This window comes from Paenibacillus sp. W4I10, assembly GCF_030816325.1.
Lineage (GTDB): Bacteria > Bacillota > Bacilli > Paenibacillales > Paenibacillaceae > Paenibacillus > Paenibacillus amylolyticus_B.
The window spans coordinates 455,458-469,653 of the sequence record NZ_JAUSXX010000001.1 but is presented as its reverse complement, the minus strand read 5'-3'; the positions used below and the strand labels follow the sequence as shown (position 1 = coordinate 469,653).

The window sequence follows — 14,196 nt, the reverse complement described above, 5'->3', positions numbered from 1 at the left end:
ACTCCCTCATAGCCAGAGAGAGCGTTGCAACGTCTCGCTTACTCTCCCTTTTGCTGTGAAGCAGCTGCCTTCAGCCTTTCCAACACATCAACCGTCACCGTCTTGCTACCAAGATCCCCGTGGAAAACAACACCTTGCCGTTTGCCATGATAATCAGATCCACCTGTTTCAATGAGTTCGTATTCCTTGGCCAGCTCACCATACCTGCGTTCCTCATCCGGGCCATGGTCCGAATGAAACACCTCAATGCCATCTGGACGAGAGTCTTCGATGATACGTCGCACCAATTCATCATCATTATAGAGACCCGGATGGGCAATCACAGCGGCTCCACCTGCGGCTCTGATCCACTCGCACGCATCCTCTGGTGCAACGCGGGGTACAGAGACAAAGCCTGGCTTGCCTTCAGCAAGATACCGATCGAATGCATCCCGCATGTCAACAGCGTATCCCTTCTTCACCAGCACATCAGCCATATGAGGTCTGCCAATACTCTCATCCGGCTCTAACGGTCGTCCCAGCTCATCCAGTACCTCCTGCCAGCTTATATCAAGCCCGAGTTCTTGGAGCTTGGCGATAATCAGATGATTCCGCTCATCTCGCGCTTCTCGTAATCCGCGCAACCGTTGCAGGAACTGCTCATCCTCTGTATTCACATAATACCCGAGCACATGAATATCTTTCCCACCAGCCCGAGTGCTGATCTCCACTCCGGCAACAACATCAATATCGTACTCTTTTCCCGCTTGTTGTGCTTCCGCTACACCAGCTACTGTATCATGGTCCGTTAGGGCAACCGCAGATAGCCCTTTTTGTTTGGCAAGCTTCACATTATCAGCAGGTGGCTGCATTCCATCGGATGCCTGACTATGCGTATGAAGATCACAGCGTCCTTGGCGCTGATTCATGAACAACAGCTCCTTTGTGTAAAATTGATTATGATTCAATCTTATCTATCATTGATGTTGCCAACTATTATGCCTTCCCCGTCTTATGTACCGACTCAGGCTGCTCCTGCTGACGCAGATAATTCAGGAAAGCGACTGCTGACAGGGGCAACAAAGACGATTTTAGATGGATGGCATAGAACTGCCTTTTGAATTCGAGTCCGCGGATATCCACAATATGAACAAGTCCCAGAGCCAGTTCATGCTGCACCGAAGAAGGAGATAACATCGTAATGCCTACCCCTGCCTCCACGGCCGATTTTACCGCTCCTGTACTGCCAAGTTCCATTACAACATTCATATCCTGTGGATCAATCTTTTTCTTTTGCAATTGGTCTTCCATCACCTGACGAGTACCCGAGCCCTTCTCACGCAGCACAAAAGGATAATTCATTACATCCTCAATATTAACTTTGCTACGCTTAGCCAAATCATGCCCGGCAGGTACAATCAGTTTCAGCTCGTCCTGCATGACAGGCTCTACAATCATGTCCGGGTGGTGCACTGGCGCTTCAATCAGACCAAAATTAAGCTGGTGCTTCAATATATCATCCATAATTTGCGTTGTATTCATCACTTTCATGACGATGGAAATATCCGGATATTGAAGTGCAAATGGTCCGAGCATGCGCGGAAGCACATATTCCCCGATCGTTAAACTGGCTCCCAGCTGGAGTCGGCCTTGTAACATCTGGGTAAACGCCGACATCGCTTCGTCCGTCTGTCTGACCAGCTCTACACTCCGTTTCGCATGAGGTAATAAAGTCCGGCCAGCCTCGGATAATTCTATTTTTTTGGTGGAACGATGCAGTAACTTGGTGCCAAAATAGTCCTCCAATGATTGAATCTGCATCGTTACTGCCGGTTGAGTCATATGTAATGCTTGTGCAGCAGCCGAGAAACTCCCCTTCTCTGCTACCGTATAAAAAATATGCAATTGGTGAAAATTCATATCTTCGCCCCTCTTCGATTACACTCTCTACATTGTAGCCGATTTCCCGCTTGGCAACAAAAAAAGCATGCAGCTTGTCTGCATGCGATAATACTTGAATCTATGATTTCAACATATTGAATCTACTCAGGCTTACTTATGCTTGCGGCTATTTTTGACCAACGTCATTCTTCTTGAATGTCTTAACCATGAATAATATGATTTCAGGTCCCTCAACTCAATGGTCTCCGACATACGTCCTAGAAACGTAACTACAATCATTTTGTGCAGCGGGTTGCCCGCAATATCATATTCTCCTTCAAGTTCGGAAAATTCGGCGACCACCACCAGATCCTCATCAATCAGGTAGACGTCCTGTTCATTACGGTAGTATGGTGTTATACGGTCCTGCTTCAGACACTCCCATAACCACGCCGCAATATGGTCATCATCACTACGTGCAGGCTCAATACGGTCTGCATACCGCATCTTGGCATGATGGGTAATGACGATGTCGGCCACTTTCTTGTCTCCAAGAGCCACGAAAAAAGGCTCGTAGGTGCTCCAACGTTGCATCACCTTATCACGCATGGGAATCACTCTCCACCAGATAGGACTTTCTATCTATTTATTACCAAATATATTACAACATTAGTCCCGCAACCTCAAGGCGTAAGTTTAACTTTTTTTCACAATAGCCAATTTGTGTATAATTCAAGAAAAGAGCGACCCCAAAGGGTCCCTCCAGTTTCTCGTCTATATTCCGTAAAAGCTCGTTTTGTCCATCGTTTTGCTGGCATACTCGGTTTTGATCTCATTACGATACGAGCGTTCGATCTTGCGCACATAGGAAAGTCGCTTCACATTTTTCATCGTATCTTCTGCCCGTTCTGCATTAACATACATGACCACATAATGCATACGGCGGGAGATATAATGCACGGTGCCATATTTTTCGAGATTACGGGCAGCCTTCAAATCACTGACCCAAATAATGAATCCTGTCCTTTCCGCAAACATCATCGTTCCCCGCCCTTCTATAATGATTACTTAACTGCAACCACACTTGCCGCCACTACCGCAGCCGCCCTTCGGATTCGGGTCATTGCTCGGTACTTTAATGGTTGTTGACACTGCGAATGCAATGGTCTCTGACATCTGGAATAACATATCATCCAGGGACTTCTCTGCCTGTTTGAAGCGGATTACCGCCTCGAAATTTTCCAACTCCTGTTCCAGAGCCTTCACCTGGTCTTTTGCTGCATGATAATCCGGGTGAAAATGACCGAAACGCTGTGTTTCTTCAAACAATTCCTTCTTGGCATTCAGCTTCCGAATCCCCATCTGAATCTCAGGGGTAGTCTCGACTTGCTGCTTCCAATATAAATAATCCGATACTTCGGCAGATTGGTTAATCATGTCGCCCAGTTCATATGCGCCCGTTAACACTTGGGCCATATCGACCGTGTTCATTTCCGCTACGCTCATGAAATATTCATCCTATCTATATATAAAGTTCTACTTAACGTAGACTACCTCATCATAGCATATCCATGAATAGTTAAGAAGAGTTTTTCCTGCAATTAGAAATAGGGGGAACTCGAAAATTCGCCTTTCAACCTGATATTCACGTGATATAGTCAGGTTATGACATCATCTGGCAGGATAAGACGCATTGTATCCCACTCTGACGGGGAGAATGTACGCCATTCCGTCTCTGATGTATTTTCACTTGAATCCAGCATGCACCAACCGCTTAAAGTCCATTGTTCATGACCCTCTACCTGATGTGGAATGAGGTATTGCGTACGATTTTCCTGTTGTATCCCCAGCTTGGTCTGCCATTCAATGGCTTTGGCAGCAATCTGTCGGGCGGTTGAACTATGATATCGACGCCACTCCTTGTACCAGGTCTCCGGTATCTCCTCAAACCCCAACAGAGAGAACTTCTTCTCAATGACAGAATGATCACGCTCCAACCCATGCAGAGAAGCAGGGACATCAACCAGACCTTGATTATCCGGTGTGTAGAAAGAAGAATATACACCGCTCAACACATCTTTTTCTAATAACTTCGAATCATCTGCGGAGCCTGTACTTACATCCATTACCTCCATGTGCTGATCTAAAGTTAACGGTGCAGCATCCGTCTCCTTTGCCCAATCTTCTAACGCAACACGTACATTCTCCGGTATACCTGTCAGAGCATATTGATCCAGAAACTCTATCACTTCAGGTAATTCATACCCTCTGGCTATGACCGAAATGAATCGTTCTCTTGTCATGCGGTAGATCGACATTCGATCACGCGTCACCCGTTCTGCGCATTGCTCCAGCATCCAGATCACGTCAGGCCCTGCTTCCGGCGGCACCAACATTTCGAAATCAGGCTGCATGTAAAATCCACACGGCTCCGCTTCACTTACCATCTCTTGTTCTCGATATAACAGGCTCTGCGGTTCGATCAGCCAGCGGAATGCCAGATCTCCCGACTGATCTTCTCCTACTTCACCATACCCCCAGCCAGCTAGTGCGTAGAGCCAGCCCCTGACTCGTGGTTTCAATTCCGAATTCTCTATATGGCACCAAATGTTCTTTTCGGGAGCAAGCACTGCTAATTGATAACAGAAATGCTGCAACGCGGGTTCAGCTTCTCCGTATCTTTCCATACACGCTTGATATATTTCCCGATGCATCTGTCTCCACGAGAGCTTCAACCATTTTTGTAATCGATGATCTACAATCTGAATTCGATCATCTGACTTCTGAACCAGATTCAGACTGAGCAGTAGATCGAGAAGGATAGCTACGTGGGTCGGATACAAATCCGAATGCTCATATCGGATGCTCAGACCATCAAAGTCTGTCGAAGATAATACCGTGATCACACTTAATTTTTGAACACTTTTTTTATGTATAGTGCCCTTACCTGTCAAAGGAAGTCCTTCTCTTTTGATCCACGCGATCAGATGAAGCAGCTCCGCAGCAATATCCGGCTTTCCTTCCTGTAATACATGAGCATGCTGTGCCATCTGTTTAACGGTTATACCCACTCTTTGTGCGTAAGCAATCGTCAATGTCTCCATCAGCGAAGCAGGAATATAGAATAATCGCTCCCCCCAACTCTTATGCACAGATTCGATCCATTTTTGCTGCCGAAGGTTGGCAAATGAAGATTTGGCTTCTGCGACACTTAGTCCTTCGATGGCCCACTGTTCTCGAGGCAGGAGGGAGGAAAAAGGCTGACCCGCATGTTTGTGAAAAATTGCACCAAGTACTTTTTGTTCCACCAAAGCAAGCTTTGACCAAGAATCAAGGTTCAGTACCACAGGCTCATCTATTGGTTCAAATGAAGACATATCCCAATCCCTCCTCTTTTCGCGAGTATAAATGGACTATTCGTTCTCATGAACGATGGCATATTCATATCCCTGCTCCACCAAGAACATCTGACGGTTTAATGCAAACTCCTGTTCCTTACTATCCTCTGATACCAGCGCATAGAAATAGGCTTTGTTTTCTCCTGCTTTCGGTCTCAGAATTCGTCCCAACCGCTGTGCTTCTTCCTGCCTTGAACCGAAACTCCCGGATATTTCAAGCGCAACAGCAGCATCGGGCAGATCCACAGCAAAATTGGCAACCTTGGATACCACAATCGTTTTAATCTCTCCACGTCGAAAAGCGGCAAACCATTTGATTCGCTCTTGCTGTGACATGGTTCCCGAGATTAGAGGTGCTTCAATTTCCCGGGCAATCAACTCAAGTTGATCCAGATATTGACCAATCACAAGTGCAGGCAAATCCCGATGACGTTCCAGCAAACGCTTGACTACACGTACCTTCGCCGGATTCTCGGCAGCCAATCGAAATTGATGCTTAACCTCAGCTTGCAGATAATTTGATCTTAGTTCCGGGGAGAACGGGATGCGTATCTCCTGACATTGTACATCCGCAATCCACCCTTGCTGCTCCAATTGTTTCCATGGCATATCATAGAGCTTCGGACCAATCAACGAAAACACATCCTGTTCACAGCCATCCTCTCGAACCAATGTAGCCGTTAATCCCAGTCTTCGGGTAGCTTGAATATCCGCAGTTGCACGAAACACTGGTGCTGGGAGCAAATGTACTTCATCATATATGATCAGCCCCCATTGCCGCTCACTGAGCAGTTTGATGTGGGTAAAATCAGCATCCTTTGATTTCCGGTGTGTAAGAATCTGATATGTAGCTACAGTCACAGGTTTCACCTGTTTTTTCTGACCTGAATACTCACCAATCTGTTCGCTGGTAATTGTGGTTTTGTCCTGAATTTCTTGAATCCACTGTCGCACAGACGTTGTATTGGACGTCAAAATAAGGCATTCACATTGAAGCCGCTCCAGCACGGCCATGCCAATGACCGTTTTGCCTGCCCCGCAAGGAAGTACGAGTAAACCACTTCCTCCCATGCCCTCACTTCCTTCGAATGCATCCACAGCCTCTCTCTGGTAAGAACGCAGCGCAAATCGCTCAGAGTGGTCCCCTGTATCATTGGTTCGCCATTGGAATGAAAGCTTGGTTCCCTCCCGATACCCCACGTAATCAAGTACGGGGTAACCCAATCGTGTTAATTCCCTTTTTAATAACCCTCGCTGTTCTCCTGGGAGCAAAAGTTCATGAGCGTCCTTGCGTTCCATACGAAAGGCAGCTATCGTTTTCAATCCACTTAATTCATCCAGCAACCGCTCATCCTCACTGTAAAGGCGCATTCTGGTGTGATCTGCTTCGGAATGCAGCTTTAATTTGCCATACTGATCCATGATTCTCCGAACATCCTGTATGAGTGCAGCAGGCACGTTCCAGCGGGATACCAGCTCCAGACTTGCGATGACTTGTTCTGCATTCCATCCCAGCGCAGCAGCATTCCAGAGCGATAACGGAGTGATTCGGTAGGTATGAAACGCTGCCGGTGTCTTAACCAGTTCTGAATACATCCCAAGTTGCTCTCTTGCTCTTTCGAATCCGGGGTGACCAACTTCCAGCAAAACTGTAAAATCTCGCTGAACAATACAAGCATCTGTCCTTAACATATGTTCTGTTCCTTCCATGTGGAGCCTTCCTCCTCACAAAAAAAGTCCAGTTCCGGCAGCTTCCGAAAATGAACCTCTATAATTTCGAGTTCAAAAAGTCCATTTTTCAGTACCGAAAAATGGACTTTTTGAACAACCTCTAAAAATCCACAAAAAAAACATCCTGCCCATACCTTGGTATGAACAGGATGCCCAACTGCATCTAAAGTCATTCGGCTGTGTAACCCTTAGCCATGGCAATAAATAATCTCACGGCCGTCTGCATCGCGTCTTCATCAAAATCAAACATCGGATGGTGATGCGGATAGATCGCATTTTTATCCGGGTTACCTGCTCCAACAAACATAAAGCACCCTGGAACCTTCTGCAGATAATAAGCAAAATCTTCCGCTGGCATCAGCATTGGGGAAACTTGCACTTGTTCTGCCCCAAATAATTCTGTAGCTTCTCTGAAGAAACGTGCTGTCTCCTGTTCATCATTAACCACAGGCGGATATCCCATAATATATTTCACTTGCGTCTCTGCCCCATAAGCTGCCCCTGTCTGGGCTACCATGGTAAGCACACGCTCTTTCATCCCGTTTCGGGTCTCTTCATCAAACGTTCTTACCGTACCGCTCATTTTGCATTGCTCTGCAATTACATTCTGAGCCGAGCCCGCCTGCATTGTACCAATGGTCAGCACCGCGGGTTGCAATGGATCCACCGAACGACTGACAACGGTCTGAAGCTGCATCACAAGCGCAGAACCCGCGATAAGACTATCTATCGTGGATTGTGGCATCCCGCCATGTCCACCTTTGCCTTTGATCTCAATGTAAAAATCGTCCGCCGCCGCCATCATCGGTCCTGCTTTACTGGCAACAACACCTACAGGTAGCGGGGTCCACAGATGAATGCCATATATGACATCGACACCTTCAAGCGCACCATCCGCAATGACCTGAACTGCGCCGCCCGGAAGCAGTTCTTCTGCTGGCTGGAACAAAAACCGAATCTCTCCTTGGATCTCCTGCTTGTGACGGCTGAAATACAATGCCGTACCGAGCAAGATGGAGATATGACCATCGTGGCCGCATGCATGCATCGCTCCTGCTTGTTGTGATGCATACTCGACATTCTTTTCATCCTGAATTGGAAGTGCGTCCATATCAGCTCGCAGCATGACGACAGGACCCGGCTTGTCCCCACGAATGGTACCGATGACCCCGTGACCACCAACATGACGCCTCACTTCAACGCCAAAACTCTCCAACATATCCGCTACAAAAGAGGATGTCTTCTCCTCATGAAAGGAAACCTCAGGATTGCGATGAAGGTGACGCCGCCATTCCACCATGTGGATCTGCAGATCTTCCCACCATATATTATTAGTCATTTCTCTCCACCCTTTCAATCTTAAACGGGACTTATATCAAGCCCGAACCTTCCTCTTCAAACCTATTGCTGTATATTGTAGCAGAATTGGAAGAAAACCGATACGAAACGCCTTCGGAAAGCTTGCACGGGAAGGGGAAACATACTATCATGAACTAGAGAAATACTCGAGAAATTATACTCGGAAGCTTATGAGGAGGATCAAACGCTTATGATTTTTGAGAATACAGGCTTGGATGGCTTGAAGAGCGACTTGGCATACCTGGATGAGAGCGCCGAGAAAGTCGGATTTGTCCGGTGGCAATGGGAATATTACCGTGCTACATATGACTACAAAATTGAAGATGAACAAACCAAATCAGAATACTTTGTACGCATCAATACCCGCGCTGTGGAAGGCAAATTGGAAAAACCGGATACCGTTCTTGCTGTTGAAGCAGTATACCTTGGCAAAGCCACTTTCCCTCACGGCCTGGATTATGACTCTTCCGTTCCGCAACCAGTCGTGAAGCTGGCAGCCGAAAAATTACAGCAGCTTAAAGAACTGCTGGAAGCATAGGCTGGGCCAAACGATGAAACAACAAACGGCCCAAACGAAAACGAAGAGAGGCACGCCGGATTTTCAACTGCTAATCCTCACTTTATTGTTGGTGGGCTTTGGACTGGTGATGGTATTCAGCTCCAGTTCCAGCATTGCAATCGCAAGCGAAAAATTTAACAATGATGCCCTTTACTTCACGAAAAAACAACTTATGTGGGCGATTATCGGTCTATTTGGCATGTTTTTTGCCATGAATATCCGCTTCAACAAGTACAAAAAGCTTTATGCACCCTTTTTCCTGCTTACTACGGTAATGCTGGTAATTGTGTTGGTCACAGGCGCGGTATTGAACGGTGCACGAAGCTGGATTCACATTTTTGGTTTCAGTCTTCAGCCTGCGGAATTCGCTAAAATTGCTATCATTCTCTATCTCTCTGCTCTTATTACCAAAAAAGGTGAGAAATTCAGGGTTTTCAAGACAGGGTATTTTCCCGTCTTGTTCATCGTTGGATTCATCGCAGGGCTGATTATGCTGCAACCAGACTTCGGCACCACCTTCATTCTGGTGTCCACCTGTGGTCTCTTGATCTATGCCGGTGGAGCCAGTATGAAACATATCCTGGGTTCGATTCTCTTGGTTGTACTCGGTGGGGCACTGGCGTTCGGAGCGAATTCTCTGTTTTCTTCCATGTCTCCTTCCGACACAACGACTGCTACAACAGCAGTCACTGCGGAGCAGAACTACAAGATCGGACGTATTCAGGCTTTTCTTGATCCATTATCCGATATTAATGGCGGAAGTCTTAACCTCTACCGTTCTCTTGTTGCCATTGGTGATGGCGGCATGACAGGTTCGGGAATTGGACAAGGTACGATGAAGCTGCACTATTTGCCAAATGCGTATAATGACTTTATTTTCTCCGTAATTGGGGAAGAACTCGGATTCATCGGAAGTGCATTATTCCTGCTCGTTTACCTGTACTTTATCTGGCGAGGAATTATTGTCTCTCTCCGCTGTCCCGATCCATTCGGAACATTGGTCGGCATAGGTATCATGGGACTAATCGCGATTCAGGCATTTATCAACATCGGTGGTGTAACTCAGACCATTCCGGTAACGGGTGTCACACTTCCGTTTATCAGTTATGGAGGTACCTCACTCTTTGTGATGATGGTTGCCATGGGCATTCTGCTCAGTATCTCGCGCACCAATAATCTGGACGTGATCAAGGAAGAGAAAACCAAGTCCGTGACTGTACAGACACAGACTCGGACCTCTCCTGCTCTTCGTTCACGGGAGTCCATCCGTCGGATTCGATAAAAAACAACACAAAAAAGGCTGTGCACCTAATGGATGCGCAGCCTTTTTCTGTGTACTCGGTACAATTCTGTCTATCAAGATGAAGAACAGGTCAATATGGCTCTGTTCTCCATTGCGGATTGCGATTTCTACAGATCGTCGCCTTTGAAAGATACGCCTTCTACCTTTACATTGACTTCAACCACGCGTAATCCGGTCATGGTCTCTACCGCTTCTCTTACATTCTGCTGGAGCATACGGGAAACTTCATGAATCGGGGTTTCGTACAGGACGATGATGCGCAGGTCAATGGCTGCTTCCAGCTGGCCGACCTCAACGCTCACGCCTTTCTGTACGTTTTTACCGCTGAGTCGCTTCGCCCAGCCCTCTGACAATCCTCCAGACATTGCGGCAATTCCGGGCGTTTCCATTGCAGCCATTCCGGCAATTTTTGCAACCACGTCATCGGCAATCCGGATGTTTCCGCTCTCCAGTTGAAGTTGTTCTGCCATGCCACATCCTCCTTCACTTCGTTACTCGTATTTTAAATCCTTTCCACCCCAAAAAGCAAATTAAACTCAAAAAGATGCGTTTACAACCTACCACCATTTGGTTATATTGAAATATGAAAATAATCTCATAAGCGATTTACAGTGTTATTCAAAACAAAATAATTTATAACCGAGGTGTTTGTTGTGAGAAACCGGATTTCATCCATTTTGCTGATTGCTTTCTTTGCACTCAGTGCCATCGCCCACTTCATGAAATGGGATTCGATTCTACAGTTCGTGATATCAGCCATTTCGGTTATTTTTGTGGCCGGTTTTTTAGGCAAAGCCACCGAAAATGTGGCCCACTATGCAGGACAGCGGCTGGGTGGATTCTTGAATGCGACCTTCGGCAATGCCGCCGAATTGATCATCGCCATTTTCCTCGTTAAAGAGGGGCTGTTCGACATGGTCAAAGCAAGTCTGACAGGCTCCATCATCGGAAATCTGTTGTTAGTGCTCGGGTTAAGTATTTTTGCCGGAGGACTCAAGTTCAAAATTCAGAATTATAATGTTTCACTCGCAGGTCTGAATGGTTCCCTGATGATTGTTGCCATCATTGCCCTGTTTATTCCGGCAGTCTTTCTCAATACACATTCCATTACACAGAAAGACACCAATACACTTAGTCTCATCGTGGCCGGATTGCTCATCCTCGCGTATATTGCGTGGTTGCTATTCTCCATGGTGACACATAAGAACTACCTTGCAGACGTCACTGAGGATAGCGATGAAGAGCTACCTCATGAGCATGCTCCGGCGTGGTCCAAGAAAAAATCTATTCTCTACCTGGTGCTCGCAACAGTCATGGTTGCCTTTGTCAGTGAATGGCTGGTGGGCACGCTCGAAGTCTTCACTTCGGAATTTGGACTTAGCGAACTGTTTGTCGGTGCATTCCTTGTGGCCATCATCGGTAATGCGGCCGAACACAGTGCAGCCATCATGCTTGCCATGAAAAATAAAATCGGAGCAGCCGTCGAGATTGCGGTTGGCAGCAGCTTGCAGATCGCGCTCTTCGTCGCTCCTGTACTGATTTTTGTCAGCTACTTCACAGGCAGAACCATGGATATCGTATTTACAACGATTGAACTGGTCGCCATCGGCGTATCCGTATTTATTGCGAAGTCCATTACCCAAGATGGTTCAACGAATTGGTACGAAGGTTTACTCTTGCTCGTGGTATATATCATACTCGGTGTATCCTTCTTCCTGGTATAACCCTTCCCTCAGGTAGCATATAAACAAGCCACAAGAGGCAGCCCGAATTCACATTCGGTGCTGTCTCTTTGCTTGTATACGCCTCCCGGCTGGCTTGCATCCCAATCCCGTTCAGACGCACAAAAAAAGCATGCATAAACGCCTGCATGCCTTCTATTCTGACCCGCGCATCTGCAGGCTATTGCTCATTCTTCTTGTTCAAGGCTTCATATAGAATTGCCAAATTCCGCTCAAGCGCGCTAACCAGCTGCTTACCTGCACCTTCTGGAAGGAGCCCTGCACGAACAGCAAAGTCAACTTCCTTGGAGAACCCATACATCTGTGTATCCAATACTTCCTCATAGAGAGGGCAGTAGCGGGTAGCCAGATTCTCCATCTGTACTTCAATAAGCTTCTGTATTTTATCTGCATCTTCTTGAAGAAGACTGATCGCTTTCAAATTCAGCTGGTCCTGCAGATCAGATGAAGTCATGCATTTTTCCCCCCTATGTCCCAAAAATCGCGTAAAGACGTTCTACCTCTAATATTAGACGAAATGAAGAGCTAATACAAGAACCTGACCAAAATAAGCCCGCAAAGTTAAGCCTTCTGTTGAAGCATAATCCACCTGTTCAAGTCACGTCCAGACGAGTATTCAGATCATTCCATGCCAAAAAACACCCCTGCCTAAAAAGGCAGAGGTGCTTCTTGAGAGCTATTACTCAGATGCGATGCTTACATTCAGTCCATGCTTGGCAAATACTTCTGACATGGCTGCTTTTGCTTCAACTGCATCTGGACCATGAACATGCAGTTCATAGCTGTGCGTGCTGATCAGCGTTGTAAACAATCCGAGAATACTTTTCACATCGATATACTTGTTCTCCGAATGAAGCACGATTGAAGAAGTAAACTTGCCTGCTGTTTGAGCAATTTCCACTACAGCCGCGTTATTACTCGACATAGGAATCCCTCCGTCTTTTTACTATTGGTATCATCTATTAATTACCACTACATGATACCGTGAATCCGCTTTCCTAGCAACAGCAAAATCCTGTTCCTATTTCAAACGGTCCGGATTCAGGCATTCCAGCTCAGGAATAACAAAAATACCGTCTTTACGAATCAGCACATCATCAAAATAAATCTCCCCGCCGCCATAATCCGGACGCTGGATCAACACCAGATCCCAGTGGATGGACGAGCGGTTGCCATTGTCCGTTTCTTCGTATGCCTGACCCGGTGTAAAGTGCAAGCTGCCTGCGATTTTTTCATCGAACAGGATATCTTTCATCGGATGCAGAATATGCGGATTAAATCCAATCGCGAATTCACCGATATGACGAGCACCCTCATCCGAATTCAGGATTTCATTCAAACGCTCTGTATCGTTGCTTGTCGCTTCAATGATTTTTCCATTCTCGAACGTGAACTTGATATTTTCAAATGTCACTCCGTTATACAGCGTTGGCGTGTTATAACTAATCGTTCCGTTCACGGAATTACGCACAGGGGCACTGTACACTTCGCCATCCGGAATATTTTTTTGGCCAGAACATTTCTCTGCACCGATATCTTTAATGGAGAAGCTCAGCTCTGTTCCTGGTCCGGTGATACGAACTTTGTCCGTCCGCTTCATCAGGTTAGCGAGCGAGTCCTGCGCTTTGTCCATTTTGGCGTAATCCAGGTTACATACGTCGAAGTAGAAATCTTCGAACGCTTCTGTACTTGTATTAGCGAGTTGCGCCATACTTGCGTTAGGGTAACGAAGTACAACCCATTTCGTATGTTTGACACGTTGTTCACTATGTACCGGGTGGGAGTACAATGAATTGTACATTTTCATTTTTTCTTCCGGCACATCGGACAGATCATTCACATTTTCTCCCGCACGAATACCGATATAACAATCCATCTGTTTCATCCGGTTCAGATCAATCTCTGCCCACGTTTTCATCATTTCTTCTGTGGCATTTTTCAGCATCGCACGCTGTACGGTTTTATCGGTCAACTGTACAAAGACGTTACCACCTTTTTTGCCTACTTCTTCAATAATGGCGTTAATCAGATCACGTTCCGATCCAATCATCTCAACCAATACATTTTCACCAGGCTGTACATCTACTGAATAGCCCACCAGGTTTGCTGCAAGCTTTTGAATTCTTGGGTCCTTCATCTTGGTAAAATCCTCCTGTCATCTGCCATACTTAAATTGAACAACGGTAAATTACGATACTATTGTAGCACGCGAACAGTCATCCCGTCAGCAGGCAGTCCCTCACT

At 46.4% G+C, this 14,196-nt stretch carries 15 protein-coding genes; 3 read left to right on the top strand and 12 right to left on the bottom strand.

Annotated features, from left to right (window positions below; translation table 11 throughout):
• Positions 1–38: 38 nt before the first annotated feature.
• From QF049_RS02080 to QF049_RS02045, 8 genes are all read right to left on the bottom strand, one after another.
• Positions 39–908, bottom strand: coding sequence for a PHP domain-containing protein (locus tag QF049_RS02080; RefSeq protein WP_307534484.1), 870 nt, complete (start codon positions 906–908; stop codon positions 39–41).
• A 67-nt stretch (positions 909–975) separates the two neighbouring features.
• On the bottom strand, positions 976–1,899 hold the full coding sequence (locus QF049_RS02075) for a selenium metabolism-associated LysR family transcriptional regulator (protein ID WP_076211396.1): 924 nt from the start codon (positions 1,897–1,899) through the stop codon (positions 976–978).
• A gap of 132 nt (positions 1,900–2,031) precedes the next feature.
• A complete protein-coding gene (locus QF049_RS02070) occupies positions 2,032–2,469 on the bottom strand; it encodes a hypothetical protein (RefSeq protein WP_017687436.1) in 438 nt (145 codons plus the stop codon).
• 165 nt (positions 2,470–2,634) lie between these two features.
• On the bottom strand, positions 2,635–2,898 hold the full coding sequence (locus QF049_RS02065) for a YlbG family protein (protein WP_095290540.1): 264 nt from the start codon (positions 2,896–2,898) through the stop codon (positions 2,635–2,637).
• Between the two features lie 30 nt (positions 2,899–2,928).
• Positions 2,929–3,366, bottom strand: a complete 438-nt coding sequence (locus QF049_RS02060; protein WP_036614642.1) for a YlbF/YmcA family competence regulator — start codon at positions 3,364–3,366, stop codon at positions 2,929–2,931.
• Positions 3,367–3,518: 152 nt separating this feature from the next.
• Positions 3,519–5,237: a helicase-associated domain-containing protein gene (locus QF049_RS02055; protein WP_307534480.1), complete on the bottom strand. Its 1,719-nt coding sequence runs from the start codon at positions 5,235–5,237 to the stop codon at positions 3,519–3,521.
• Between the two features lie 36 nt (positions 5,238–5,273).
• The gene (locus QF049_RS02050) at positions 5,274–6,968 is read right to left on the bottom strand and encodes a DNA repair helicase XPB (protein ID WP_307534478.1); all 1,695 of its coding nucleotides are present in this window, start codon (positions 6,966–6,968) and stop codon (positions 5,274–5,276) included.
• Positions 6,969–7,158: 190 nt separating this feature from the next.
• Positions 7,159–8,328: a M20 family metallopeptidase gene (locus QF049_RS02045; RefSeq protein ID WP_307534476.1), complete on the bottom strand. Its 1,170-nt coding sequence runs from the start codon at positions 8,326–8,328 to the stop codon at positions 7,159–7,161.
• 210 nt (positions 8,329–8,538) lie between these two features.
• On the opposite strand from QF049_RS02045, the gene QF049_RS02040 reads away from it, so the two are divergent.
• Positions 8,539–8,886, top strand: coding sequence for a YugN family protein (locus QF049_RS02040; protein WP_062835371.1), 348 nt, complete (start codon positions 8,539–8,541; stop codon positions 8,884–8,886).
• A 13-nt stretch (positions 8,887–8,899) separates the two neighbouring features.
• On the top strand, positions 8,900–10,189 hold the full coding sequence (gene ftsW / locus QF049_RS02035; RefSeq protein WP_307534472.1) for a putative lipid II flippase FtsW: 1,290 nt from the start codon (positions 8,900–8,902) through the stop codon (positions 10,187–10,189).
• Positions 10,190–10,317: 128 nt separating this feature from the next.
• Here ftsW and QF049_RS02030 read toward each other — a convergent pair whose 3' ends face one another.
• Positions 10,318–10,680 (bottom strand): Asp23/Gls24 family envelope stress response protein, encoded by a 363-nt coding sequence (locus tag QF049_RS02030; protein WP_017687428.1) that lies wholly within the window; start codon positions 10,678–10,680, stop codon positions 10,318–10,320.
• A gap of 183 nt (positions 10,681–10,863) precedes the next feature.
• On the opposite strand from QF049_RS02030, the gene cax reads away from it, so the two are divergent.
• On the top strand, positions 10,864–11,934 hold the full coding sequence (cax, locus tag QF049_RS02025; RefSeq protein WP_150364278.1) for a calcium/proton exchanger: 1,071 nt from the start codon (positions 10,864–10,866) through the stop codon (positions 11,932–11,934).
• 178 nt (positions 11,935–12,112) lie between these two features.
• On the opposite strand, the gene QF049_RS02020 is transcribed toward cax, so the two are convergent.
• The 3 genes from QF049_RS02020 to QF049_RS02010 all read right to left on the bottom strand — a co-directional run bounded on the left by QF049_RS02020 (position 12,113) and on the right by QF049_RS02010 (position 14,089).
• Positions 12,113–12,406, bottom strand: coding sequence for an Fpa/YlaN family protein (locus QF049_RS02020; protein ID WP_017687426.1), 294 nt, complete (start codon positions 12,404–12,406; stop codon positions 12,113–12,115).
• Positions 12,407–12,631: 225 nt separating this feature from the next.
• Positions 12,632–12,877, bottom strand: coding sequence for an HPr family phosphocarrier protein (locus QF049_RS02015; RefSeq protein ID WP_036614658.1), 246 nt, complete (start codon positions 12,875–12,877; stop codon positions 12,632–12,634).
• Between the two features lie 96 nt (positions 12,878–12,973).
• Positions 12,974–14,089: an aminopeptidase gene (locus QF049_RS02010; RefSeq protein ID WP_076211404.1), complete on the bottom strand. Its 1,116-nt coding sequence runs from the start codon at positions 14,087–14,089 to the stop codon at positions 12,974–12,976.
• Positions 14,090–14,196: the final 107 nt, after the last annotated feature.